Source organism: Sedimentitalea arenosa, assembly GCF_016428585.1.
In the GTDB taxonomy this organism is placed as follows: domain Bacteria; phylum Pseudomonadota; class Alphaproteobacteria; order Rhodobacterales; family Rhodobacteraceae; genus Sedimentitalea; species Sedimentitalea arenosa.
Map to the genome: position 1 here is coordinate 182,374 of NZ_JAELVR010000011.1, position 21,802 is coordinate 204,175.

The window sequence follows — 21,802 nt, forward strand, 5'->3', positions numbered from 1 at the left end:
TCTGCTATCCAGACGGGACGGCAAAGGCAAGGCTCAGCCAAGCAGCATCCAGAGCGCCATGGCGACCATCATCAGGTTCTCGGTCAGTGACACGAAGCCCAGTGGCACGTCGCTGGCCCCGCCCATGCAGGCGCATTTCAACTCGCGTCTCTCGATATAGACCGCCTTGAACACCGAAACTGCCCCGATCGTCCCGATGATCAGCGCGACTGGCGCCGCGAGCCAGATCAGAACTCCTGACAACATCAGGACACCGGCGAGAGCCTCGGCAAAGGGATAGACATAGCTGTAGGGCACCCAGCGCCGCGCAAGCAGGTCATAATTCAGGAACATGGTCGAGAAGCTTTCGACGTCGCGCAGTTTCTGCAATGCAAGCAGACACATCGAGATGGCAATGAACCATTCTGGAAAGTGGCGCGTGACCAATGTGCCGAAACCGGCCCAAACGCCGGCGGCTGCCATGAGCGCCGCCATTCCGAAAAGCGCGAACACCGGGGTGTAGGTCGTTTCGCCCTCGCCGCGAACCGGCTTGCCCAGGTGGTCGCGCAGAGCCTCGTACCCGCCGATACGGTCCCCATCGATGAAGGTTTGCGGCGTGGTTTTGACGCCGTTCCTTTCCATGAACGCCTCGGTTTCGGCGCGAGTGGTCAGAAGGTGGTCCTCGACCTCGAACCCCTGGCTGTCCAGCAGGTGCCTGGATTTCAGCCCATAGGGACAGAGATGATCGGGCATCACCATGCGATAGAGCTGTGCTGTCTTCCGGGTCATTTGCCGTCCACCTCGGGTGTTGCCACGGGGCCGCCTTCAAGTTCAGCGATCAGCGCCTTCATCTCGGCGATCTCCAGACGTTGCGCCTCGATGATGTCCTGCGCGAGGCTCTGCACCCGCGGGTCGGACAACTCGGCCCGTTCGCTGGTCAGGATGGCGATCGAGTGGTGCGGGATCATGGCCTTCATCCAGGACACGTCCTGAACCGTGGTCTGGCTGCGCAGAAGCCAGAGCGCTGCGACGAAGAGCAGGATGGCGCCGAGATAGATCGCCCCGTTGAGACCCGGTTTTGTGTACATCCCGAGCATGAACGACAACATGACGACAGCCATCATCGCGCCCATGTAGAGCGCCATGTAGGCGCGGGTCTCGCTGAAGAACACGTGGTCCAACGCATAGCTGTTGAAATACATCAGCACGAACATCACGAGAGTCGATGTCGCGATCATGGCGAAAAATCTAAGGTAAGTGTTTTGCATCTGATCCTCCGTCTTTCGACCCCGTCGTCGGTGTCCGGGACGGGGTACATGGACAAAACGGGGTTCCTGCGCTGGAAGGTTCCGAAACCGTGGCGATGGACAAGCAGCCTCTCACGCGGCTAGCGTGGCGCATCGGCATTTGGGAGGATGTGATGAGCGATATTCAATCGGTTCTGGACAAGGCGGTCGCGGCGCAGGATGTGCCCTTTGTGGTGGGCATGGTGGGCAACGCGGACGGCATCACTTTCAGCGGGGCCGCAGGTGACGCCGCACAGGGCCTGACGGCGGCGGAGGATACCGGCTTTCGCATCTTTTCCATGACCAAGGCGATCGGATCACTGGCGGCGATGATCCTGATCGACAGGGGCAAGATGAGCCTTGATACGCCGGTGGGCGACGTCCTGCCCGCCTGGAACGATCTGAAGGTGCTGGAAGGCTTCGACGGCGACACCCCGATCCTGCGCGCGCCCAAAACGGTGGCGACGGCACGCCACCTCGCGACCCATACGAGCGGCATGGAGTACGAGTTCTGGAACCCGGACGTTCCGAAATACATGCAGTTGACCGGGCATCCCTCGGTGTTGTCGGGACTGGTTCAATCGTTGAACTATCCGCTGACCACCGATCCCGGAACCCGCTGGGGCTATGGCCCATCGATCGACTGGTTGGGGCGGATGGTCGAGGAGGTCGACGGGCGGCGGATCGATGCGTTCTGCGCCGCCGAAATCTTCGAGCCTCTGGGCATGACCGACACCGCGTTCGAACCCGATGCGCTCAGCGATAGGCTCTGCACCGTCAGGATGCGCGGCGAGGACGGCGGCTTCGGCCCGTTCGACCTGGCCCCGCCGCCGCATCCCGAGGTCTATGGCATGGGTCATGCGCTCTATTCCACGGCGCCCGACTACATGCGGTTTCTGCGAATGGTGCTGAACAGGGGGCAGTTGGACGGCACGCGGATCCTGTCGGAAGAGGCTTTCGACGTGATGCTGCGCGACCAGATGAACGGGCTGCACTTCGAGAACATGCACTCGGTCGCACCGCCGGTATCGGCGGATGTCGAACTGCCGCCGGGCAGCACGCACAGTTTCATATCCGTGCGCACCGAGAGCGATATACCCGGAAAGCGCAGCGCGGGTACGCAAAGCTGGGCCGGCGTGTGCAACACGCACTATTGGGTCAATCCGGCCAAGGACGTGGCTGCCGTCATCATGACCCAGTCGCTGCCGTTCGGGGAGCCACGGTTCATGCAGACCTACGACGCCTATGAACGGGCGGTCTATGCAGCGCTATAAGGCGTGACCAACCCGCCTGCGCGGCCGTGGCTGGTTCTCGTCGGTCTCGCGCTCGGCATGTGCGTGACCAACGGCTTCGCGCGTTTCGCCTATGGGTTGCTGTTGCCGGCGATGCGCAGCGAACTGGGGTGGAGCTATGCCCAGGCCGGGTGGCTGAACACCGGCAACGCCATCGGCTATATCGTCGGCGCGCTGCTCACGCTTTGGCTGATCACGCGGGTGTCGCCCTCGCGCCTGTTCGGGTTCGGCATGGTGACGACGACGCTGGCGCTGCTCGCCACCGGACTGCACGAGGCGCTGTGGTGGCAGACCCTCTGGCGAGTCGCGGCGGGAGTGTTCGGCGCGATGTCGTTTTCCACCAGTGGCGCGTTGGCTGCGCAACTGTTCCAGACCGACGCGCGGCGCAACGCGCTGGCCATCGCGCTTCTGTTCGGGTTCGGCGGCGGGCTGGGGATCGTGCTGGCCGGGGCGTCATTGCCGCTTCTCCTGGACGTGTTCGGGCCGTCCTCCTGGGCCTGGGGCTGGATCGTCGTGGGCGGATGCAGCGTGCTGTTCCTGCCGCTGAGCCTGTGGGCAGCGCGGCAATTGCACGCGCCGGTGCAGGCGGCGCAGGATCTGCGGCCGCTGCCGAACCGGCGGATGCTGGCGGAATACGCAGGCTATGCCAGCTTCGGGCTCGGCTACATCGTCTACATGACCTTCCTCGTCGCCTGGATGAGCGCGCAGGATGCGGGCGCCGGACTGATTGCGCTGGTCTGGGTTATGCTGGGCCTGTGCCAGAGCCTGTCGCCCTTCATCTGGCGGCCCGTCTTCGCGCGCTTCCCGTCGGGTCTGCCGCTGGCAATGATCCTTGCCTGCATCGCCATCGGATCGGCGTTGCCGGTGATGTTGCCCGGCGCGACGGGATTCGTGGTGTCGGCCGTAGTCTTCGGGCTTTCGGTCTTCATGGCGCCGGGCGCGGTCACCAGTTTCATCCGGCACAACCTGCCGATGCCCGACTGGGGCGCGGCGATCAGCCGGTTCACCGTGGTCTTCGCGGTGGCGCAGACCATCGGCCCTTCGGCGGCCGGCTGGCTGGGCGATCGAAGCGGCACGATCGGTGACGGGCTGCTGGGGGCGGCAGCAGTTCTGGCGCTGGGGGCAGCGGTCGCCCTATTCCAGCGCCCGTTGGAGAAAAGATAGGGCACAGGCTTGCTACCGGCGGGGGATTTGTAACCGCTAGGCGCCTTGGACGATTGCGCTTGCGGCCGCATCTCGCGATAAAGCGGGCGGCGGGGCCGCCACAGGGTGCGGTCCGATCTGTTTGGGAGGACAGGACATGACAGGAATTTCCCGCAGGGGTGCATTGGGCCTGATCGGTGGCGCGGCGGCGTTGCCGATGATCGGATCCCCGGTGCTGGCCAATACGGCCATCAACGTGGGGGCGCTGCGTTTCACCAGCCACGCGGCCAGCTTCGTCGCATTCGAACGCGGCTATTTTGCCGAAGAAGGTCTGGACGTCAATTTCCGCTTCTTCGAGGCCGCGCAACCGATGGCAGTGGCGATCGCCTCGGGAGATGCGGACTACGCGGTAACAGCGATTTCCGGTGGTCTGATCTCGCTGGCCGAAAAGGGTGCGGCCAAGGTGATCGGCGGCGCGCTGAGCGAGGAACCGGGGATCGACGGGCAGATGATCCTGGCCAGCAATCCGGCATTCGAGGCCGGATTGACCGCCCCCGCGATGCTGGACGGCAAAAGCTTTGCAGTGACGCAGCCCGGATCATCCTTCCACTACATGGGCGCCAAGATCGGCGCGGCCGAGAGTGCGAGCCTGAGCTACAAGCCCCTGCAGAAGGTCGGCGCGATCATCGGCGCGATGAAGTCGGGCCAGGTCGATGCCTGGACCATCGTGCCCCATATCGGCAAGGCGCTGGTCGGTGGCGGCGCGGTGCAGCAGATCGGGATGGTGGCGGACTACCTGCCCGACTACCAGGTCACGACGGTCTTCACCTCCGCGGCGAATGCGGCCAAGGAGCGCGCCCGCACCGAAGCCTTCCTGCGGGCGTTCTCGCGCGGGGCGGATGATTTCAACGCCGCGCTGGTGGACAAGATCGCGGGCGAGGACGGTGCCGACGACATGGTCAAACTCATCCATAAATACGTCTACGCGGATCAGCCCTATGAAAAGGCCAGCAAGTCGATCGTGAACGGCGCGATGCGGCTTAACAAGAACGCGTCGCTGAACATGGGTTCGGTCTCCGACCAGGTCGAATGGTTCAAGTCGGAGGGGCTGATCAAGGACAGCATCACCACCGAGACGCTGGTTGATCCGAGCTATGCCGAGATGACGTAAGCCCGGGTGGAACTGACGCTTGAAAAGGTGACGCACCGGTATGGCGACATGCCGGTGCTGCAGGATATCGACCTGCGTATTCCGACCGGCGAGATCCTCTGCATCGTGGGACCGTCGGGATGCGGAAAGTCCACGCTGCTGCGGCTGATCGGCGGGCTTGAGCGGCCTGACGAGGGACGCGTGCTGCAGGACGGCGCGCCGCCGCCCGGCTGTCTGAACCCGCTGACCTACGTGTTTCAGGACTTCGCCCTGCTGCCCTGGCGCAGCGTCGGCGGAAACGTCACGCTGGTGCTGGAGGATCACCGGCTGGATGGCGACGAGCGCGCCGCGATCATCGACGACGTTCTGGCCCGCACCAACCTGTCGGCCTTTCGCAACGCCCTGCCCCGGCAGTTGTCCGGCGGAATGAAACAGCGAGTCGCCATCGCCCGCGCGCTGGCGGTCAACCCGGCGGTGATGCTGCTGGACGAGCCTCTGTCGGCACTGGACGCACAGACCCGCGAGTTGCTGATGGAGGATCTTGTGGGTCTGTGGGCCCGGCAACCCTTTACAGCCGTCTATGTCACGCACAACCTGGCTGAGGCCGTGCGCCTGGGTCATCGCGTGGCGGTGCTCTCACGCCGGCCGGGCCGGCTGCGAGAGATGCTCGAAATCGACATGCCGCTGGACGAGCGCGGTGTGGGCGATGCGCGGTTGGACTCGGTGCAACAGCACCTGTGGCACCTGATGAAGGACGAGGCGATGGCCGCCGATCAGGAGTTGCTGGATGTCTGAGACGCACATCCGTCCGGTGCCGTTTCGCGGCGGCGGGTTTCGCCCGGTGGCAAAACGCGGGGTCGGGCTGATCGTTTTCGTGACGTTGCTGGCGCTGATAGAATGGGGCACGCGAACGGGCTGGATTTCGAACCTGACGCTGCCGCAACCCAGCGACGTGGCGATGACGCTGGTCGACCTTGCCCGCTCGGGGATGTTATGGACGCACCTGGCCCCCTCGCTGTCCCGACTGGCGGTCGGTGCAGTTCTCGGGGTGTCCGCAGGTATCGGGGTCGGCATCCTGATCGGACTGTTCAGCCATGTCCGCGCCGGGCTGATCCCACTGGTCGCCGCCCTTTTTCCGATCCCCAAGATCGCATTGCTGCCCCTTTTCGTCATCTGGTTCGGTATCGATGAGGCCAGCAAATATGCGCTGATCGCGCTCGGAACCTTCACGCCGACTGTGGTGGCGACCTACGGCGCAGTCGACAACGTCGACCGAACCCTGATCCGCATGGGGCAGAGTTTCGGCCTGAGTTGGCTGTCGATTGTGCGCAAGATCGTGCTGCCGGGGGCGCTGCCCGGCATTCTGTCGGGGATGCGTGTGTCGATCGCGATCGGAATCATCCTGCTGGTCGCTGCCGAGATGCTCGGGGCCGAGTTCGGCATCGGCGCTTACATCCTGCAGGCAGGGGCGCTCTACGACCTCGAGCGGCTGTTCGCGGGCGTGGTCATCCTGTCGGCACTGGGCGTTCTGACCAGTTGGGTGATCGGGCGGCTCGAGACACGTCTGCTGCGCTGGCGGACCTGAGGTGCGCGCGCCTCGGGCTCCCGATCAGGCCGCCAGTCCCTTGGACCCCATGTCCAGGAATTTGCGGCGGCGGTCCGCGATCAGGGCCGCGCGGTCCTTGCCGTCGAGGTCCTTGAGCATCTGGGCTATGGCGGTGCCGACCGTTTCCATCGTCTCGGTCCTTGCCCGGTGGGCGCCACCTTTGGGTTCAGTGATGATACGGTCGATCACGCCCAGCTTCTTGAGATCCTGCGCAGTCAGACGCAGCGCCTCTGCGGCCTCGCGCATCTTCTCGGCGTTCTTCCAGAGGATCGAGGCACAGCCTTCGGGGCTGATGACCGAGTAGATCGAGTGCTCCAACATCGCGACGCGGTTCGCCGTAGCGAACGCGACGGCACCGCCCGATCCGCCCTCGCCGATGATCACGCTGACCAGCGGCACACCGACTTGCAGGCAGACCTCGGTCGAGCGGGCGATGGCCTCGGATTGCCCGCGCTCCTCGGCGCCCTTGCCGGGATAGGCACCGGCAGTGTCGACAAGGGTGACGACCGGCAGGCCGAAGCGGTCCGCGGTCTTCATCAGGCGCACGGCCTTTCGGTAACCCTCTGGCCGGGCCATGCCGAAATTTCGCTCGATCCGAGACTTGGTATCATGGCCCTTCTCGTGGCCGATGACCATGACGGGTCGGTCCTGAAAGCGCGCCAAACCGCCGATCACGGCAAGATCGTCGGCGAAATTGCGATCTCCCGCCAAAGGCGTGAACTCGGTGAAAAGCTCGGCGATGTAGTCCTTGCAGTGCGGGCGTTCTGGATGACGTGCGATCTGGCATTTCCGCCAAGGCGTCAGGTCCTTGTAGAGATCGTCAAGCAGTTTCGCCGCCTTGGCATCAAGTGCTGCCGCCTCGTCCGCGACATCCATCTCGGTATTCGTACGGGCCAGAGCGCGCAACTCCTCGGCCTTGCCTTCGATCTCGGCCAGGGGTTTTTCGAAATCAAGATACTGCGTCATCACCGCGCTCCATGAGTTGCACCGTATATGGCCAAAGGCCCGGCGGTTTGCAATTCCCCGCTGCGATCGCTTGCCGGAACGCGCCAAGGCGAAACCAGGCAATCCGGCCTTGACGCGAAAGAGAGCCAGCGACAGAAACGTATAGGGAAGAACGGGAAGGAACCACATATCCATGCGAAACGGACTGAAAACTGGTGTCGGCGGATTGTTCGGCGCGGCTCTGGCAATGGGCACGATGGCGTCCGCCGCGTCGGTGACGCCGCAATTCAACAGGTTCGACGATCTGACAACGCTGGACGGCCTCGAGGTGACGTTCGGCGGCTCGGGGATTCCGACAAATCCGGCGGCCATCACTGATTTCACCGTCGGCGACGACCGGGTGCGCGTCGGGATCATCGCGACGCCACGTTTCGGTAGTCCGGCCCTTACCAATGACGGTGCCGGCACCTACACGGCGCGGGCCGGCGAAAGTGCGCCCGGTCTGTCGCTCTGGAACTTCAGCTTCTACGCGGAGAGCTCCGGCAATCTGGCGGATGCGAACCTGAGCTTCTACTACGATCTTGACCCGGCCGCCGGGAACGACCTTTCGACCCTGTTGGGCGGGCCGATTCAGGCAAGTGGATCTGTCTTTGAGGGCAGTGAGAACCTCGGGTTCAATTTCCTGTCCGGCGGAACGTTCGATCCCTTCGCGGTAGGCGAATACAGCTTTCGCTTCGGCGTCGATGGCGGCGAATTCGCGGCGATCAACGTGAACGTAACGGCGGTCCCGCTTCCGGCCGGACTGCCGCTGATCCTGACTGCGCTGGGTGGCCTGGTCTGGCTGCGGCGACGGTCGGCCTGAGCCAAGCGCTCCGGCGACGGGAAAGGCCCGCCCGGTGCGGGTCTTTTTCGTGTCAGGGCCACAGCACCGGGTAGAGCGACGCGACAAGCAGCGCCGCCATCGTCCAGTTGAATGTTGCCAGACGCCCCGGGCTGGTCAGGACGCGCTTCATCTGCTGGCCCAAGACCGTCCAGCTCCCGACAGAGGGAATGTTGATCGCACCGAATACCACGGCGACGAACACGACCGCAGCGAAGCTCTGCGACGGGGTGTAGACACTCAACGCGGTCAGCGCCATTGCCCAGGCCTTGGGATTGACCCATTGGAAGGCCGCCGCCTGCAGGAACGTCATGGGCGTGCCCGCCACACCGGCGTCCCGCACCGGCGCTGCGGTGGCAATTTTCCACGCGAGGAAAAGCAGATAGACCACGCTTGCGACCTTGAGCACGGTGTAGCTCTGCGGATAGGTTGTGAACACCTGCACGAGCCCCGCGCCGAGCATCAGGATCATCAAGACAAAGCCAAGACCCACGCCCAGCATGTGCGGGATGGTCCGCCGGAATCCAAAATTCGCCCCGGATGCCATCAGCATCAGGTTGTTCGGCCCTGGTGTGATCGAGGACACGAAGGCGAAAAGCGCCAGCCCCATCAGAAGATCGTACGTCATGCTGTCGGCTTATGCGCGATACCGTGGGCAATGGGAACAGGCCTGTCACTTCCGGTATGCAATCAGAATTGCCAACTCGCCCCGATCATGGTGACAAGGCCGTTGTCGAACGTCGCGCCGGGCTGCTTGATGTCATAGCTGCGGATCAGCGCATAGGCCTCGAGTCCCGGCTTGTCGAAGGCCTGCACCATCGCGAGACCGTAGGAAGTGGCCAACGTGCCATCGGATTCGATATTTGTGCCGCGATAGAAGTCAACGGACAGAAAAGTGCTCCCAACCGACCAGAACGATCTTTGAACGCCCGCCTTCAGATAAGCGAAACTGCCGCCGTCACGCTCACCACCAAGAGCCGCGGTCAGGCTGAGCCCGCTCGGATCGTGCAGCACGGTCGCTGACCCCGACAGAACGCGTGTTTCGCTCTGCCAACTGTACCCCGCGCCGGCGGCGAACTTGTACTCACCGAACACTCCCTCATAGGTCAGCGCCGCATCCACATTGGTTTCGCCCTCGTCGCGCAGCACTTCGTTGCCGAAGGCAGTCGAAAAGACGAACCCGTTGAAGTTCGGCGTATCGTATCGGAACCGCATCTTGCGGCTGCCATCCGGGTAGGCGCCGGTGACGTTGGCACCTTCGAAATTGTCGATGAAATCACCGATCTGAAGCTGCGATAGCTGCCCGTCCCGGTTTCTGAGAAGTTGGGACGCCGCGATCTGGCCGACATTGGAAAAGGCCGCGAGCCGTGTGCCCGAATAGTCGACCTCGGTGATGCCATCCGTCGCCATGCTGCCCTGACCGAAGGAGAACGCACCAAAGCGATCATTGTAGACGACGAGTTCCAGCTTGCGCAGGTCGCCTTCGCGCGAGGACCAGCTGTTGCTGCCCGGATCCTCGATGTTCACGGTCTTTGAGGGACGCGCGGACAATCCGACCTCGACCCGGACGAGAGGCGACCAGTCCCCGAACTGGCGGATGTGCCAGCGAAACCCCAGGCGCGACGTCTTGTTGGAGTTGCCGACTGGAGAATAGGTGCGTGTCACGGCACCATCATCATATTGCACGACAGCAGGGTTGATCTGGCCGTAGAAAATGATCGGCTGACCGGTGAACAGCTTCCAGACGCGCCAATCGTCTTCGGGTTCGGAAAACGGAGTGTCGTCTTCGACCTCTTCCTGAGCCTGCGCCGTGACCGCGAACATGCAGAGCAACGCGGTGGCGAGGAGCCTCGCGACAGTGCGGGCGCGGGGCGAATCGGCGCCGGGGAGCGTCTTGAATGCCGGCAATGCAGGTTCTCCGATCGGGTCCGCGCAGCGCGCGAAGAAGAATGCTTGCAGACAGGAATATCAGACCGGCTGACAATTTGACAAAGTCTAATCCTTGGAACCGGCGGCGCGAGAGTCCGCGCCGCCGGACGGTTTCATCAGGTATTCTGCAGATCGAGCGTGCCGATCACGACCTCCTGGGTGACCGTCTCACCCTTGCGCAGCAGCGTTACCTCGGCCGCCACATCGGGTTGTGTGCCGGCAACGGCGCGGGTCAGGTCCCGCAATTCCGAGATCTCGGCACCGTCAAAGGACAGGATGATGTCGCCCTCTTTCAGTCCCGCCTTTTCGGCCGGGCTGTCGTCGGTCACCGCTTCGATCACCGCGCCCTTGGGCTGATCATAGCCGAGCACCGAGGCCACTTCGTCCGACATCGGCCGAATCTGAACCCCCAGCCAGCCGCGCGTCACCTTGCCATCGTCCTCCAGGTCGGCCACCACGGTCTGGACGAGGTCCGACGGCACGGCGAAACCGATCCCGACGGAGCCACCATCCGGCGAGAAGATCGCCGTGTTGACCCCGATCACCTCGCCCTCGGCATTGAACAGCGGGCCGCCCGAGTTGCCCCGGTTGATCGCGGCATCGGTCTGGATGAAGTCGTCATAGGGGCCGGCATTGATATTGCGCGACATCGCCGAGACGATGCCCGAGGTGACGGTGCCGCCGAGCCCGAACGGGTTGCCGACGGCAACCACCTCGTCGCCGACGCGGATTTCGTCAGACGTGCCGAAGGCCACGGCGGGCAGCGCTTCGTCACTTTCGACCTGCAGCAGCGCGATATCGGTCAGCGGGTCGCTGCCGACCACACGCGCTTCCAGACTGCGCCCGTCGGCCAGTTTGACATTGACCCGCTCGGCATCGGCAACGACGTGGTGGTTGGTCACGATCTTGCCGTCCTGCGAGATGATGAAACCCGACCCGACGCCCTGGCGAGGTGCCTGCCGCGGCCCGCCCGGCTGCCCCGGCATCAGGTCGCCGAACCGCCGCTTGAGCGCTTCAGGCAGGCCCTCGGGCAGACCCGGTTGGAAATCGGCCTCGGCGACGCCTGTCGTGACTTCGATGAAAACGACGCTGGGTGCAACGGTTTCCACGAGATCGGCATAGCCGCCGGCAGGCACCGCGTAGGCGGCTTGGGGCGCCAGCGCGATGGCGCTGGTGGTGGTGGCCAGCGCGACGGCCAGCGCCAGCCCGGTTGCGCGCGAGGCGCGCTGTGTCAGATGTGTCATGGATGCTCTCCGTTCCTTTGACTGATGCGGCACAGATGGTAGGCCCGCCTTACACGCCGATTTGCCCGGCTATACAAATTTGCAATCTTGGCGCCCGGCTACGGACAAGCCGGGCGCGGCGCTGTAGTCTCGACAAGGGGTCGCAGATGGCGCCGGAATGCCTACATCACGGGCGCGGCCCGGCGCAGGTCGGGCATGAAGCAGAGGACGAGATGAAGATACTGGTCATCGAGGATGACGAAACCACAGGACAATTCATTGCCCGCGGTCTGCGCGAAGAGGGCCACAGCGTCGACCTCGTCACCGACGGGCGGGCGGGCCTGATCGAGGCGACCGGCGGCACCCATGACGTGATGATCGTGGATCGCATGCTGCCAGAGATCGACGGGCTGACCCTGATCAAGACCCTGCGCGCCGCGGGCAACCGCACGCCGGCCCTCTTCCTGACCTCGCTGGGAAGCGTCGAGGACCGGATCGGTGGGCTGAACGCGGGTGGCGACGACTACCTCGTCAAGCCTTTCGCCTTTGGCGAACTGTCCGCTCGCGTGGCCGCGCTCGCCCGCCGTCCCCCGGCGCAGGAGCAGGACACGGTGCTCAAGGCCGGTGGGCTCGAGATGGACCTGATCGCGCGCAAGGTGACGCGCGATGGGGTGACGATCGACCTGCTGCCGCGCGAATTCGCCATTCTCGAGCACTTGTTGCGACGCAAGGGTCGGGTCCAGACCCGGACAATGCTGCTCGAGGCGATCTGGGACATCAGCTTCGACCCGATGACCAACGTGGTCGAAACCCATATCAGCCGCCTGCGTGCCAAGGTCGACAAGCCTTTCGACACGGAACTCATCAAGACGGTGCGCGGCGCCGGATACCGGATCGACGCGTGAAGGCGCGTCTCACCTCCCTGCTGCGGTCGATGCCGCTGCGGCTGGCCCTCGCACTGGTGCTGCTGTTCACGCTGGTCAGCCTGATCAGCCTCACGGCGACCTACCTCGTGACGGCCCGCTCGTTCGACCAGGCGCTGCGCAACGATCTGACGCAACGCATGGCGGGCTTCCGCGCTGCACCCAATGCGCTGGCGCTGGCGCAACTGGTCGAAGCCGAGGCCCGCGAAACCGATCCCGAGCGCATGGTGCTGAGCTACTTCGCGCCGAACCTGCGCCACTATGGCAACGCGGCGCTGGCGCGCGATTCGGAAGGCTATCACGTGGTATCGCTGTCGCAGGACAGCCCGCGACTGACCGGACAATACCTGGCACTGACCGCGGCGCTGCACGGCGGTCAGCTGACCATCGCGCGCAGTCGCTCGGAGATCGCGGCGCTGCGGCGCGGCTTTCTCAACATCCTCGTGCTGAGTCTCGTTCCGACCGTGCTCGTCGCGCTGTCCGGCGGCGTGCTCCTGGCCCGGCGCAGCGCACGCAACGTGCAGGCCGTGGCCCATACACTGGACAAGCTGACCACCGGCGACCTCAAGGCGCGGGTCGGCGCGGTGCCCGCCTGGTCGGACGACCTGGCCGAGATCGCCGGCCGAATCGACCAGATGGCGGAGGCACAGGAAAGCTCGGTCGCCGCGATCAAGCAGGTATCATCGGATATCGCGCATGATCTCAAGACGCCGATCCAGCGGGTCGCGGTGCATCTAGACGAATTGTCCCGCCACGCGGAATTGACCGGGGCGGCGGCCGAAGATCTGGACAGGGCGCAGGCCGAGATCGACAGGATCGTGTCCGTCTTCGGCTCTCTGCTGCAGATCGCCCAGATCGAGTCCGGCACGCCGCGGTCCCGTTTCCGGCCCGTCGACCTTGGCGCGTTGGTCGCGATCTGCGTGGATCTCTACGAACCGAGCGCCGCCGAGACCGGCCACGTCCTGGCCGCCGACCTCGCCCCGGATGTGCCCGCCGTGCCGGGCGATCGCGACCTGCTGCTACAACTGCTGGCCAATCTGGTGGAAAACGCGCTGCGTCACACGCCGCCCGGCAGCCGGATAACCGTCGCGCTCAAATTATCGGGCCCGGCCGTGCGGCTCGCCGTCAGCGATAGCGGCCCGGGGATTCCCGAGGCAGAACGCGAGAACGTGCTGCGCCGTCTCTACCGCCTTGACCGGAGCCGCGGAACACCGGGCAGCGGCCTCGGCCTGAGCCTCGTCTCGGTTGTCGCGCGGCTCCATGGCGCCGAGATGCGGCTGGAAGACAACGCTCCGGGCCTGCGGGTCGTGCTGACATTCCCGGATGTCGTCGGGCCAGGTAGTTCCTGACAGCCGGCCCGGTCTCCGACGATCGGCAAGAGATGCGCGATTGACGGGCGGTTCATCGGCGCGCATGTGAACGGGGCGGCGCGCATCGCACACCGCCCCGCCCGGATTTGGTCTGGCTTCAAGCCTCAGACACCGGGATCGATATCCAGTCCACCGGACAGGTCTGCTCCAAGCACATCGTCAGCGTCTTCGGCGGCACCCGAAGGTCCACCCGCATCGATGGCACAGGCGTCAGCCCCGCAGGCATCGTCGGCGCCGTATTCGTCGGCGCCGCCATCGGCCCCGCAGGCGAACCCGCCCGGACCCGGAGGATTGACCTCGTCGCCCGGTTCGATCGGCTCGTTGCCCTCGTCGCCCTCATTGCCTTCATTCCCTTCGGATCCGGCATTGTCGGCTTCGTTGCCTTCGTCCCCCTCGTCGTTCGGGGTGAACTCATTGCCCTCGTTGCCTTCGTCGCGGCCAGGCTCGTTGCCCTCATTTCCTTCGTTGCCTTCATTGCCTTCATTGCCCTCATCGCGGCCGGGCTCGTCGCCTTCGTTGCCTTCGTTACCCTCATTGCCTTCGTTGCCGTCGTCGCTGCCGTCATTGGCCGACTCGTTGCCTTCGTTGCCTTCGTCGCGGCCCCGTTCGTTGCCTTCGTTCCCTTCATTGCCCTCGTTGCCTTCGTTGCCCTCGTCGCGGCCACGTTCGTCGCCTTCGTTGCCCTCGTTTCCTTCGTTGCCTTCGTTGCCTTCGTCGTTGGGCGTGAATTCGTTACCCTCGTCGCCTTCGTCGACCGAGGACGCCTCGACGCCTTCATTGCCCTCATCGGCCTCATCGTCCTCGTTGCCTTCATCACCTTCATCGCCATTGAAGTCGGGATCGACCGGTTCGTTGCCTTCATTGCCATCGTCGTTGGGCGTGAATTCGTTGCCTTCGTCGCCTTCGTCGTTGGGCGTGAATTCATTGCCTTCGTCGCCCTCGTCGTTGGGCGTGAATTCATTGCCCTCGTTGCCTTCATCGTTCACCGAGTTCTCGTTGCCTTCATCGCCTTCGTCGTTCACCGAGTTCTCGTTGCCCTCGTTGCCCTCGTCGTTGGGCGAGGCTTCGTTGCCCTCGTTGCCTTCGTCCAGGCCGAACTCGTTGCCTTCGTTGCCTTCGTCGCCTTCGTTGTTTTCGTCACCTTCATCGAAGGGCGACGCTTCGTTGCCTTCGTTGCCCTCATCGAACAGATGCGGTTCGTTGCCTTCATTGCCTTCATCGCCTTCATTGCCCTCGTCACCGAAGATGCCGAAGGGATCAGGCAGGAATTCGTTGAATTCGTTGCCCTCGTCGCCTTCGTTTCCAGCAAAGTCGGGGTCGGCCGGCTCGTTGCCCTCGTTGCCCTCGTCATTGGGCGAGGCTTCGTTGCCCTCGTTGCCCTCGTCCAGGCCGAACTCGTTGCCTTCGTTGCCCTCGTCGCCTTCGTTGTTTTCGTCGCCTTCGTCGAAGGGCGACGCCTCGTTGCCTTCGTTGCCTTCGTCGGCGCCCGTGGTCGCGAACTCATTGCCCTCGTTGCCTTCATCGGCACCGGTGGTGGTGAATTCGTTGCCCTCGTTGCCTTCGTCGTTGGGCGTGTACTCGTTGCCTTCGTTGCCTTCGTCGTTGAGGGTCACTTCGTTGCCCTCGTCACCCTCGTCAAAAAGGGTGAGTTCGTTGCCCTCATTGCCCTCGTCGAAGAGATGAGGCTCGTTGCCCTCGTTGCCTTCGTTGCCTTCGTCACCTTCGTCGGTCTCGTTGCCTTCGTTGGCTTCGTCGCCTTCATCGCCCTCGTCCCATGTCTGTGGGGCGTCGGGTACCGGTGCTCCGCCACGAATTGCGCGGGCTTCGGCCGGGGACAGGAGGAAAATGTCCATCCCCGAAGTGTCGGATATGTCCCGATCGAAGATGGCGGTGGTCGGAAAATCAATATTCCAAGTCATTTCAGTGCTCCAATAGTTGTTGCGGGAACGGCCGATAAGCCATTCGCGACAGGGCCGGACCAAAATCGTGGCCGGCCGGTTGCTGGGGAAACGCGCGCCAAAATGGCGAGCGCACTGGTGACGGACACGTTCGACTCCGTGTGCTTGCTGAAACGAAAGCTGTCCGTCGGAAAAGGCCGTGGGTCTGCTTCTCTGATGTCAGTCGCCGTCTTGGGTGACGAATCCCCGACCAATCTGGCGGGGAAGCAGGTGCTCGGCCGATAATTCGGTCCCGGCAAAGGCTGATCGTCAACACAAACCGGGTCGAATGGGTCGTCTTTTGATGCTCTTGCAATCAGCGCCGAAAAGTGGCGCAAAAGGAGTCGGTGTTGAATGCAACGTGCGGCCAAATTGTGCCGTTCACGTCAGGTCAAATAGCTTGTCCATCCTTACTACACTGTCCGTTAACCATTTCACAGGCGGGAATCCCTTACCCTGCCGCGCGACGACGCCGGAAGGACGAGGTGGGGCCTGAACAGCGCCTGACAACCGGTTGGATGCCAGCGAGACCTTGATCGCCCTCTCCATCGCCACGCCGGTCGGCCATGGTCCCGACGGTCGGCCATGGCTACAAGCAACCCTTGCGTGTGGCGCGACAGCGAATTCCCGCGTCGCGTTTCAATTCGGTCACAAAAGACGGCGAAACCCGAATGTGTGCTTGAAATGCAACTGAAAAGGCATCATCTAACCGCACGGCCTGCCATACGGCGGGACTCACCACCAAGGAGACAACATGGCCAAGGAAGACACTCTCGAATTCCCCGGCGTCGTGAAGGAACTCCTGCCCAATGCGACGTTTCGGGTCGAACTTGAGAATGGCCATGAAATCATCGCACACACGGCAGGCAAGATGCGCAAGAATCGCATCCGGGTTCTGGCCGGCGACAAGGTGCAAGTCGAAATGACACCCTACGATCTGACCAAGGGCCGGATCAACTATCGCTTCAAGTAAGGCGGAAACAGCTTTCGCTTCCCGAAGGGCTGGCGGTTTGCGGAATGCGGACCGCGGCCCGACACCCGATCCTTCGTCTGGGTGCACCTGATGACCACATCGAGACCGAAACTTATCCTGGGATCGGGCAGCCCGAGGCGGCTCGACCTGCTCGCCCAATTGGGCGTGGCTCCCGACGACGTACGCCCCCCCGAGATCGATGAAACGCCGGCGAAAGGCGAACTGCCCCGGCCCTATTGCGCCCGGATCGCCCGCGAGAAGGTCGCGACGGTGGCCGCCGAAGAAGACGATATCGTGCTCTGTGCTGATACCACGGTTGCGCTTGGCCGGCGCATTCTCGGCAAACCGGCCGACGCCGGCGAGGCCGCGGCCTTCCTGCGCGCGCTCTCGGGACGTCGTCACCGGGTCATCACCGCTGTGGCGGTCCGTCGCGGCGCCCGGATCTGGGAGCGGGAGGTGGTCAGCGCGGTCCGCATGAAACGGCTGTGCGACACCGAATGTACCGCCTACCTCGCGACGAATGACTGGCAAGGCAAGGCGGGCGGCTACGCGATCCAAGGTCCGGCCAGCGCCTTCATACCGTGGATATCCGGATCCTTCACAGGCATCGTCGGACTGCCTTTGGCCGAAACGGCTGGCCTGTTGCAGGCGGCGGGCTTTCCGCTGTATCAGTCTGCCTCATGAAGGGTCGCACCATCATTCTCGATCACTGGAACGGGCGGCCCGCCGCTGCCCTTATGATCGATGGCAAGCTCGACGATTTCCTGACCGAGAGCGATGCCCCCGCTCCCGGCACGATCTATCGCGCGCGTGCCGATCGTCCGATCAAGGGTCAGGGCGGCATGTTCCTGTCGACGCCGGACGGACCGGCCTTCCTGCGCCAGATCCGCGGACTCGCCCCCGGCGACATGCTGACCGTCCAGGTGACCGGCTATGCCGAACCCGGCAAGGCGATCCCAGTGACGTCGAAGATCTTGTTCAAAAGCCGCCACGCCATTGTCACACCCGATGCGCCAGGCCTGAACCTGTCGCGCAGCATCCGCGACGAGGGGGAACGCGACCGCTTGCTCGAGATCGCCCATGACGCAATGGCGGGTGCCGAGCACGGGCTGATCCTGCGCTCGAGCTGCGCCGGCGCCGATGCCGATGCGATCGCCACGGACATCGCCGAGATGCGCGCCCTTGCGGAACAGATCATGCAAGAGGCTGGCGGAGAGGCGGAAAAGCTGCTTGATGGCGACGATCCGCATGCGCTGGCTTGGCGGGATTGGGTCGAGCCGGCAGATATCGTGACTGAGCCCGGCGGTTTCGAAACGCATGGCGTGCTTGAAGCACTCGCTGCGGCATTGGAGGTGCGAGAGCCTCTGCCCGGCGGTGGAAGCCTCTATATCGAACCGACCCGTGCGCTCGTCGCCATCGACGTGAACACGGGCGCGGATGCATCCCTCGCCGCGGGGCTCAAGGCCAACATGGCTTGCGCGCGCGTGCTGCCGCGGGCGCTCCGGGTGCGCGGCCTCGGCGGACAGATCACGCTCGACCTCGCACCGATGCCCAAGAAGGACCGCCGCGCCTTCGAGACATCCTTGCGCGCCGCGTTCCGCACCGATCCCGAGGAAACCGCGCTGGTCGGTTGGACGCCACTCGGTCACTTCGAACTGCAGCGCAAACGTGGGCGCGTGCCGCTGGCCGGGCGACCCACATGATCTGTCCGATCTGCGGCGAGAAAACCCGCCGCGAATACCGTCCGTTCTGCTCGAGGCCTTGTGCCGACAGGGATCTCGGAAAATGGCTGAACGGAAGCTATGCTGTGCCCTCTGATGACCCTGAAGACCTCGAAAGAGCGCTCGACGAAATCGACGACGCGCAACAGAAACCACATTGACGACACAGGGGTCAGAATCCCTCTGGACACCACAGCACGCAGAGCCTAGAACGCCGGCACCCAAAGGCCGATGCCTTTCCCATGCCCGGGTAGCTCAGGGGTAGAGCAGTGGATTGAAAATCCTCGTGTCGGTGGTTCGATTCCGCCCCCGGGCACCAAAGCACCTCTCAGTGTGAATGATATCAATGGGTTGCGGGGAAAAATCGTCCCACCGTTTTCGTGCTTCGGCAAAAGTGGGACTTTTTTGTTCGTGAGACGTTCGCGTTCCGGCGCACGAAATCGCGCCCCCGGTTGCGGTCGGGGATTCGTGCTGGGCTCACGATTGGAAGCCTAGAAAAAGATGTCGGAGGCGACACTCCAGCCACGGTCCATTGGCTGACCGCCGGGTATGGAACTCCGGCGGCGCTTAAGTCGGCGGATTGGTCGCCCGCTGTACTTTCTGATTTAGGCATTCGGCATGGAGACGATCCGCCTCCACCTCGATAGCGACCCGACGGGAGGGGTCGAGGGTCGCAAGCTTTTCCTTCAGGCTCCGGGCCATCTTCGTCATCCCTTCCGTCTCTCCGGAAGGCAGTCGAAGCGGTCGACCGCCCCGGCGATCAGCGACTTGTAGAACCGCTTCTCCCTGCCATCCGACTTGTCCCCGTCAACGAACAGGATCGCCAGCCGATAGAGGTTGAATTCGAACGAGATGCCCCACATGCCATCGGTGGAGCGCAGCTCGTTCATCGGTACGGAGCAAAAGCAACTACTCGTGTTGTTGCGGAACACACGAAAGGCCCCAAAGTACACATTAAGACAATGGTCTACATAATCCTAGCAAAAGTAACTCAAGAAGTTGAAGTGCGCCCCACGTCGTGTAACCTACCTCGACGACGGTGCAGGAGGCGTGATGGCAGTAGAGTACATGGGGCGACCAGACGGTTCGACTGAAGCACTAAGGAATCATTTGGAGTTGGGTTACGATGTCAAAGTTGATTTTTCATCTCTTGCGCATCGCGTAATTGTTGGCCGCAAAGGCAGTGGAAAATCCCTTAGCATTAGGAAGTTCTTTCAAGAATCTCAAAGAGACCCCTCTCGATTTGCCGTTGAAATAAGCAACAAGGCTCCAAATCTGGAGAGCATGGTTAGATTCTCCACAACCATGCAGCATCGAGTTAGAACCAACTCGTGGCAGGCAGTTTGGGATTATGCGCTATTGGTTTCTGCAATCACGTACATCATGTATGACGACGAATACGTACGAATGCATTCTGGGAACCACAAGAAGGAAAATCTGGAGAGCATTGAGTATACTTATGGCAACTGCCTTCTAGGACTGCGATCAGCAACCCAAGCGTATGAGGTAGTTAACGTGCTCACGAACTACTTTGAGGACTTCGAGGAGTTCTCAAAGTTTCTGTATAGTCCGATTGTAACAAACTTCCGCTCGACCTGCGCCAGAATACTAAGAAACTCGCCCACAATCTGCATCTACCTTGACTCTCTGGACGATGAAATGCGTCGCGCTCCCTCGGTGTTGACGGACATTACACGAGCACTTTTTTATACAGTAATAAAGCTTGCACGTGATGTCGACGCACGGCCAAATCTGCATGTGATGATAACTCTACGTGACGTAGTATTCAGAACAATAATGTCGTCGGATCATGCCGACCGTTTTCTTGATACGAGCTATGTTCTGTTTCTTTTCTGGACCCCGCGCGCATCGAAGCAATTTGTATTTTCAAAGATTGAGCAGACGCAGAGTCGGCTCGCTAGGGCAAGTTCTCAATGGGACTCGAGTGTAAGAGATCTGCCAGCGCTTTTGGGTTTCTAAACCGTTTATAATGACATGAAAGAATGCGACGAGGATGTAACTTCTTACTTCCTGCGTCATACAAATTTTGTGCCACGAAACACGATTCGTTTTGGCAATCGTATATACTCTGATATTGAAAAGAGTAGGGGGATTACTTCAGATAAATACAAGAAGGTCGTATCGGATATATCGCGCGAGATTGCAAATGCGCTAATAACAGTTGCTTCGGCGTATCTTGTAGCTGCAAGCTACGATGATGACATAGGATACCTGCTTGAAGTCGATGAACAACTTAGGGAGTTTTTGTCAAAGGGCCCTGTCTCGGATCGGTTTGTCGATGAAGTAGTGGAAAATATGCAGACAAACCTCACCGACGGATTCGTAAAGCCATTGAAGAATTTCATTGGCCATATCGGAAAGGATGTGTTCAGTAAGTCGGAACTCTCAGGGGCAATTCAAGAGTTCACAAGAGAAAATAAAGACTACAACTCAATGGCGCAGAACTTTAACCTTAATCGGCTCGAGAATATACTTTGGATCCAGGGCCTCATTGGTTACCGACCGGAAAATGGAGGCGGCGATGTATCCTATTACTTCTCTGATGTGAACGAACAGACCGATTTGCCAATGAACCACGATACGTACGTATTTTTCCGTGCTTAAATGACGTTTGCAACTTGGAAGTAATGGCCGGTCGGCCGGTTGGGCCTTTGGTGGGAGCTTGAAATCATGATGGTTATCGAGGAGCGCGTTCTAGACGACTGGAGATTTCTTTTGCGCGACCTTGAGGATGTTACTAGCGGTGACCTGCTGGGAAGGGATTTGGTCTTTCGCGGTCAGCGTGTGTCAGATTGGGGGTTGGTGACATCGTTTGATCGACGCGCGAGTGGCTCTCTGAAGAGGCGAAACGAAAGATTTACCTTGTGCATGGAGCAGTTCAAGACCGATGCGGCACATATATTGCCAAATGCGCTGCCCTTGGGCGATTTGATCTCTCTTGCGCAGCACTATGGCCTGCCGACTAGAGTTCTTGATTGGTCTTACAGCCCGTACATTGGATTGTTCTTTGCTGAAACTGAGGCAGTTTCAACAAATCAAACAAAGCCGGCGGCGCTCTGGATCATGAATCGAAAGAAGGTGTCAGAAGAGATTGATGAGAATGAGTTTGTCTTTGTTGAATACTCAGACAGAAAAGATGATCGGATTCTTAGCCAGAAGGGGCTATTTTCGATGCTCAAGATTGATCAGGATGACCTTGAGGCCTTTTTCCGAGAGAAGAAGATCCCCGGCCTGCTTAGGAAAGTCACAATTACCCCGAATTGTTTTGAGCCTCTTTCCCGACATCTGAGGGCAATGGACTTAGGCTCAGGACCCATTGATTTTGGTCGGTTTGCGTGGTTCGCGGCTACGAAAACGGAGCGGTGATATGTCTGACCCTTTCTGGCTGACGGATGCGCAGATGGCGCGTCTGGAGCCCTACTTC

At 61.8% G+C, this 21,802-nt stretch carries 22 protein-coding genes and 1 tRNA gene; 15 read left to right on the forward strand and 8 right to left on the reverse strand.

Going from position 1 to position 21,802, the window contains the following annotated elements:
- Positions 1-33 precede the first annotated feature (33 nt).
- Together JF290_RS16370 and JF290_RS16375 are read right to left on the reverse strand one after the other, a co-directional pair.
- Entirely contained in the window at positions 34-768 is a 735-nt protein-coding gene (locus tag JF290_RS16370) for a glutaredoxin family protein (RefSeq protein ID WP_199025975.1), read from the reverse strand.
- Positions 765-1,247, reverse strand: coding sequence for a DUF305 domain-containing protein (locus tag JF290_RS16375; RefSeq protein ID WP_227362116.1), 483 nt, complete (start codon positions 1,245-1,247; stop codon positions 765-767). Before JF290_RS16375 ends, JF290_RS16370 begins: the two co-directional genes overlap by 4 nt.
- Positions 1,248-1,399: 152 nt before the next feature.
- Here JF290_RS16375 and JF290_RS16380 point away from each other — a divergent pair, with 152 nt between their 5' ends.
- From JF290_RS16380 to JF290_RS16400, 5 genes are all read left to right on the forward strand, one after another.
- Positions 1,400-2,539 (forward strand): serine hydrolase domain-containing protein, encoded by a 1,140-nt coding sequence (locus JF290_RS16380; protein ID WP_199025976.1) that lies wholly within the window; start codon positions 1,400-1,402, stop codon positions 2,537-2,539.
- A gap of 3 nt (positions 2,540-2,542) precedes the next feature.
- Complete coding sequence (locus JF290_RS16385) at positions 2,543-3,721, forward strand: YbfB/YjiJ family MFS transporter (protein WP_328701274.1); 1,179 nt, start codon at positions 2,543-2,545, stop codon at positions 3,719-3,721.
- A gap of 136 nt (positions 3,722-3,857) precedes the next feature.
- On the forward strand, positions 3,858-4,871 hold the full coding sequence (locus JF290_RS16390) for an ABC transporter substrate-binding protein (RefSeq protein ID WP_199025977.1): 1,014 nt from the start codon (positions 3,858-3,860) through the stop codon (positions 4,869-4,871).
- A 48-nt stretch (positions 4,872-4,919) separates the two neighbouring features.
- The gene (locus JF290_RS16395) at positions 4,920-5,645 is read left to right on the forward strand and encodes an ABC transporter ATP-binding protein (RefSeq protein ID WP_233155473.1); all 726 of its coding nucleotides are present in this window, start codon (positions 4,920-4,922) and stop codon (positions 5,643-5,645) included.
- Positions 5,638-6,435: an ABC transporter permease gene (locus JF290_RS16400; protein WP_199025979.1), complete on the forward strand. Its 798-nt coding sequence runs from the start codon at positions 5,638-5,640 to the stop codon at positions 6,433-6,435. The genes JF290_RS16395 and JF290_RS16400 overlap by 8 nt, the downstream gene beginning before the upstream one ends.
- A 24-nt stretch (positions 6,436-6,459) precedes the next feature.
- Here JF290_RS16400 and JF290_RS16405 read toward each other — a convergent pair whose 3' ends face one another.
- Positions 6,460-7,422, reverse strand: a complete 963-nt coding sequence (locus JF290_RS16405) for an acetyl-CoA carboxylase carboxyltransferase subunit alpha (protein WP_199025980.1) — start codon at positions 7,420-7,422, stop codon at positions 6,460-6,462.
- A gap of 172 nt (positions 7,423-7,594) precedes the next feature.
- Between JF290_RS16405 and JF290_RS16410 the strand changes: the two genes are divergently transcribed.
- Entirely contained in the window at positions 7,595-8,263 is a 669-nt protein-coding gene (locus JF290_RS16410) for a VPLPA-CTERM sorting domain-containing protein (protein ID WP_199025981.1), read from the forward strand.
- A 52-nt stretch (positions 8,264-8,315) separates the two neighbouring features.
- Here the strand turns inward: JF290_RS16410 and JF290_RS16415 are convergent, their stop codons facing one another.
- From JF290_RS16415 to JF290_RS16425, 3 genes are all read right to left on the reverse strand, one after another.
- The gene (locus JF290_RS16415) at positions 8,316-8,909 is read right to left on the reverse strand and encodes a LysE family translocator (RefSeq protein WP_199025982.1); all 594 of its coding nucleotides are present in this window, start codon (positions 8,907-8,909) and stop codon (positions 8,316-8,318) included.
- A gap of 62 nt (positions 8,910-8,971) precedes the next feature.
- Positions 8,972-10,105, reverse strand: coding sequence for a porin (locus JF290_RS16420; protein WP_233155463.1), 1,134 nt, complete (start codon positions 10,103-10,105; stop codon positions 8,972-8,974).
- A gap of 221 nt (positions 10,106-10,326) precedes the next feature.
- Positions 10,327-11,454 carry a Do family serine endopeptidase gene (locus JF290_RS16425; RefSeq protein WP_199025984.1) on the reverse strand — a complete coding sequence of 376 codons (1,128 nt, stop codon included), beginning with the start codon at positions 11,452-11,454 and terminating at the stop codon, positions 10,327-10,329.
- Between the two features lie 212 nt (positions 11,455-11,666).
- Here JF290_RS16425 and JF290_RS16430 point away from each other — a divergent pair, with 212 nt between their 5' ends.
- Both JF290_RS16430 and JF290_RS16435 read left to right on the forward strand, forming a co-directional pair.
- On the forward strand, positions 11,667-12,338 hold the full coding sequence (locus JF290_RS16430; RefSeq protein ID WP_199025999.1) for a winged helix-turn-helix domain-containing protein: 672 nt from the start codon (positions 11,667-11,669) through the stop codon (positions 12,336-12,338).
- Positions 12,335-13,705, forward strand: a complete 1,371-nt coding sequence (locus tag JF290_RS16435; RefSeq protein ID WP_199025985.1) for a sensor histidine kinase — start codon at positions 12,335-12,337, stop codon at positions 13,703-13,705. The genes JF290_RS16430 and JF290_RS16435 overlap by 4 nt, the downstream gene beginning before the upstream one ends.
- Before the next feature lie 125 nt (positions 13,706-13,830).
- Here the strand turns inward: JF290_RS16435 and JF290_RS16440 are convergent, their stop codons facing one another.
- Positions 13,831-15,645, reverse strand: coding sequence for a putative sodium/potassium/calcium exchanger (locus JF290_RS16440; protein WP_199025986.1), 1,815 nt, complete (start codon positions 15,643-15,645; stop codon positions 13,831-13,833).
- Between the two features lie 772 nt (positions 15,646-16,417).
- Here JF290_RS16440 and infA point away from each other — a divergent pair.
- The 5 genes from infA to JF290_RS16465 all read left to right on the forward strand — a co-directional run bounded on the left by infA (position 16,418) and on the right by JF290_RS16465 (position 18,676).
- The gene (gene infA / locus JF290_RS16445) at positions 16,418-16,636 is read left to right on the forward strand and encodes a translation initiation factor IF-1 (RefSeq protein ID WP_005978431.1); all 219 of its coding nucleotides are present in this window, start codon (positions 16,418-16,420) and stop codon (positions 16,634-16,636) included.
- Between the two features lie 90 nt (positions 16,637-16,726).
- The gene (locus JF290_RS16450; RefSeq protein ID WP_199025987.1) at positions 16,727-17,320 is read left to right on the forward strand and encodes a Maf family protein; all 594 of its coding nucleotides are present in this window, start codon (positions 16,727-16,729) and stop codon (positions 17,318-17,320) included.
- The gene (locus JF290_RS16455; protein ID WP_199025988.1) at positions 17,317-18,339 is read left to right on the forward strand and encodes a ribonuclease E/G; all 1,023 of its coding nucleotides are present in this window, start codon (positions 17,317-17,319) and stop codon (positions 18,337-18,339) included. Before JF290_RS16450 ends, JF290_RS16455 begins: the two co-directional genes overlap by 4 nt.
- The gene (locus JF290_RS16460) at positions 18,336-18,518 is read left to right on the forward strand and encodes a DNA gyrase inhibitor YacG (RefSeq protein ID WP_199025989.1); all 183 of its coding nucleotides are present in this window, start codon (positions 18,336-18,338) and stop codon (positions 18,516-18,518) included. Before JF290_RS16455 ends, JF290_RS16460 begins: the two co-directional genes overlap by 4 nt.
- An 83-nt stretch (positions 18,519-18,601) precedes the next feature.
- A tRNA-Phe gene (locus JF290_RS16465) sits at positions 18,602-18,676 on the forward strand.
- Positions 18,677-19,064: 388 nt separating this feature from the next.
- Here JF290_RS16465 and JF290_RS16470 read toward each other — a convergent pair.
- Positions 19,065-19,247, reverse strand: coding sequence for a hypothetical protein (locus JF290_RS16470; protein ID WP_199025990.1), 183 nt, complete (start codon positions 19,245-19,247; stop codon positions 19,065-19,067).
- Positions 19,248-20,352: 1,105 nt separating this feature from the next.
- On the opposite strand from JF290_RS16470, the gene JF290_RS16475 reads away from it, so the two are divergent.
- Positions 20,353-20,982: a hypothetical protein gene (locus JF290_RS16475; protein ID WP_199025991.1), complete on the forward strand. Its 630-nt coding sequence runs from the start codon at positions 20,353-20,355 to the stop codon at positions 20,980-20,982.
- Between the two features lie 66 nt (positions 20,983-21,048).
- The gene (locus JF290_RS16480) at positions 21,049-21,744 is read left to right on the forward strand and encodes an FRG domain-containing protein (RefSeq protein WP_199025992.1); all 696 of its coding nucleotides are present in this window, start codon (positions 21,049-21,051) and stop codon (positions 21,742-21,744) included.
- Positions 21,745-21,802 lie beyond the last annotated feature (58 nt).

What these genes read in the sequence shown, in the direction of transcription:
- JF290_RS16370 (WP_199025975.1), bottom strand. Translation starts at nt 768, where the DNA reads ATGACCCGGAAGACAGCACAGCTCTATCGCATGGTGATGCCCGATCAT.
- JF290_RS16375 (WP_227362116.1), bottom strand. Translation starts at nt 1,247, where the DNA reads ATGCAAAACACTTACCTTAGATTTTTCGCCATGATCGCGACATCGACT.
- JF290_RS16380 (WP_199025976.1), top strand. Translation starts at nt 1,400, where the DNA reads ATGAGCGATATTCAATCGGTTCTGGACAAGGCGGTCGCGGCGCAGGAT.
- JF290_RS16390 (WP_199025977.1), top strand. Translation starts at nt 3,858, where the DNA reads ATGACAGGAATTTCCCGCAGGGGTGCATTGGGCCTGATCGGTGGCGCG.
- JF290_RS16395 (WP_233155473.1), top strand. Translation starts at nt 4,920, where the DNA reads ATGCCGGTGCTGCAGGATATCGACCTGCGTATTCCGACCGGCGAGATC.
- JF290_RS16400 (WP_199025979.1), top strand. Translation starts at nt 5,638, where the DNA reads ATGTCTGAGACGCACATCCGTCCGGTGCCGTTTCGCGGCGGCGGGTTT.
- JF290_RS16405 (WP_199025980.1), bottom strand. Translation starts at nt 7,422, where the DNA reads ATGACGCAGTATCTTGATTTCGAAAAACCCCTGGCCGAGATCGAAGGC.
- JF290_RS16410 (WP_199025981.1), top strand. Translation starts at nt 7,595, where the DNA reads ATGCGAAACGGACTGAAAACTGGTGTCGGCGGATTGTTCGGCGCGGCT.
- JF290_RS16415 (WP_199025982.1), bottom strand. Translation starts at nt 8,909, where the DNA reads ATGACGTACGATCTTCTGATGGGGCTGGCGCTTTTCGCCTTCGTGTCC.
- JF290_RS16420 (WP_233155463.1), bottom strand. Translation starts at nt 10,105, where the DNA reads ATGTTCGCGGTCACGGCGCAGGCTCAGGAAGAGGTCGAAGACGACACT.
- JF290_RS16425 (WP_199025984.1), bottom strand. Translation starts at nt 11,454, where the DNA reads ATGACACATCTGACACAGCGCGCCTCGCGCGCAACCGGGCTGGCGCTG.
- JF290_RS16430 (WP_199025999.1), top strand. Translation starts at nt 11,667, where the DNA reads ATGAAGATACTGGTCATCGAGGATGACGAAACCACAGGACAATTCATT.
- JF290_RS16440 (WP_199025986.1), bottom strand. Translation starts at nt 15,645, where the DNA reads ATGACTTGGAATATTGATTTTCCGACCACCGCCATCTTCGATCGGGAC.
- infA (WP_005978431.1), top strand. Translation starts at nt 16,418, where the DNA reads ATGGCCAAGGAAGACACTCTCGAATTCCCCGGCGTCGTGAAGGAACTC.
- JF290_RS16450 (WP_199025987.1), top strand. Translation starts at nt 16,727, where the DNA reads ATGACCACATCGAGACCGAAACTTATCCTGGGATCGGGCAGCCCGAGG.
- JF290_RS16455 (WP_199025988.1), top strand. Translation starts at nt 17,317, where the DNA reads ATGAAGGGTCGCACCATCATTCTCGATCACTGGAACGGGCGGCCCGCC.
- JF290_RS16460 (WP_199025989.1), top strand. Translation starts at nt 18,336, where the DNA reads ATGATCTGTCCGATCTGCGGCGAGAAAACCCGCCGCGAATACCGTCCG.
- JF290_RS16470 (WP_199025990.1), bottom strand. Translation starts at nt 19,247, where the DNA reads ATGAACGAGCTGCGCTCCACCGATGGCATGTGGGGCATCTCGTTCGAA.
- JF290_RS16475 (WP_199025991.1), top strand. Translation starts at nt 20,353, where the DNA reads ATGAAAGAATGCGACGAGGATGTAACTTCTTACTTCCTGCGTCATACA.
- JF290_RS16480 (WP_199025992.1), top strand. Translation starts at nt 21,049, where the DNA reads ATGATGGTTATCGAGGAGCGCGTTCTAGACGACTGGAGATTTCTTTTG.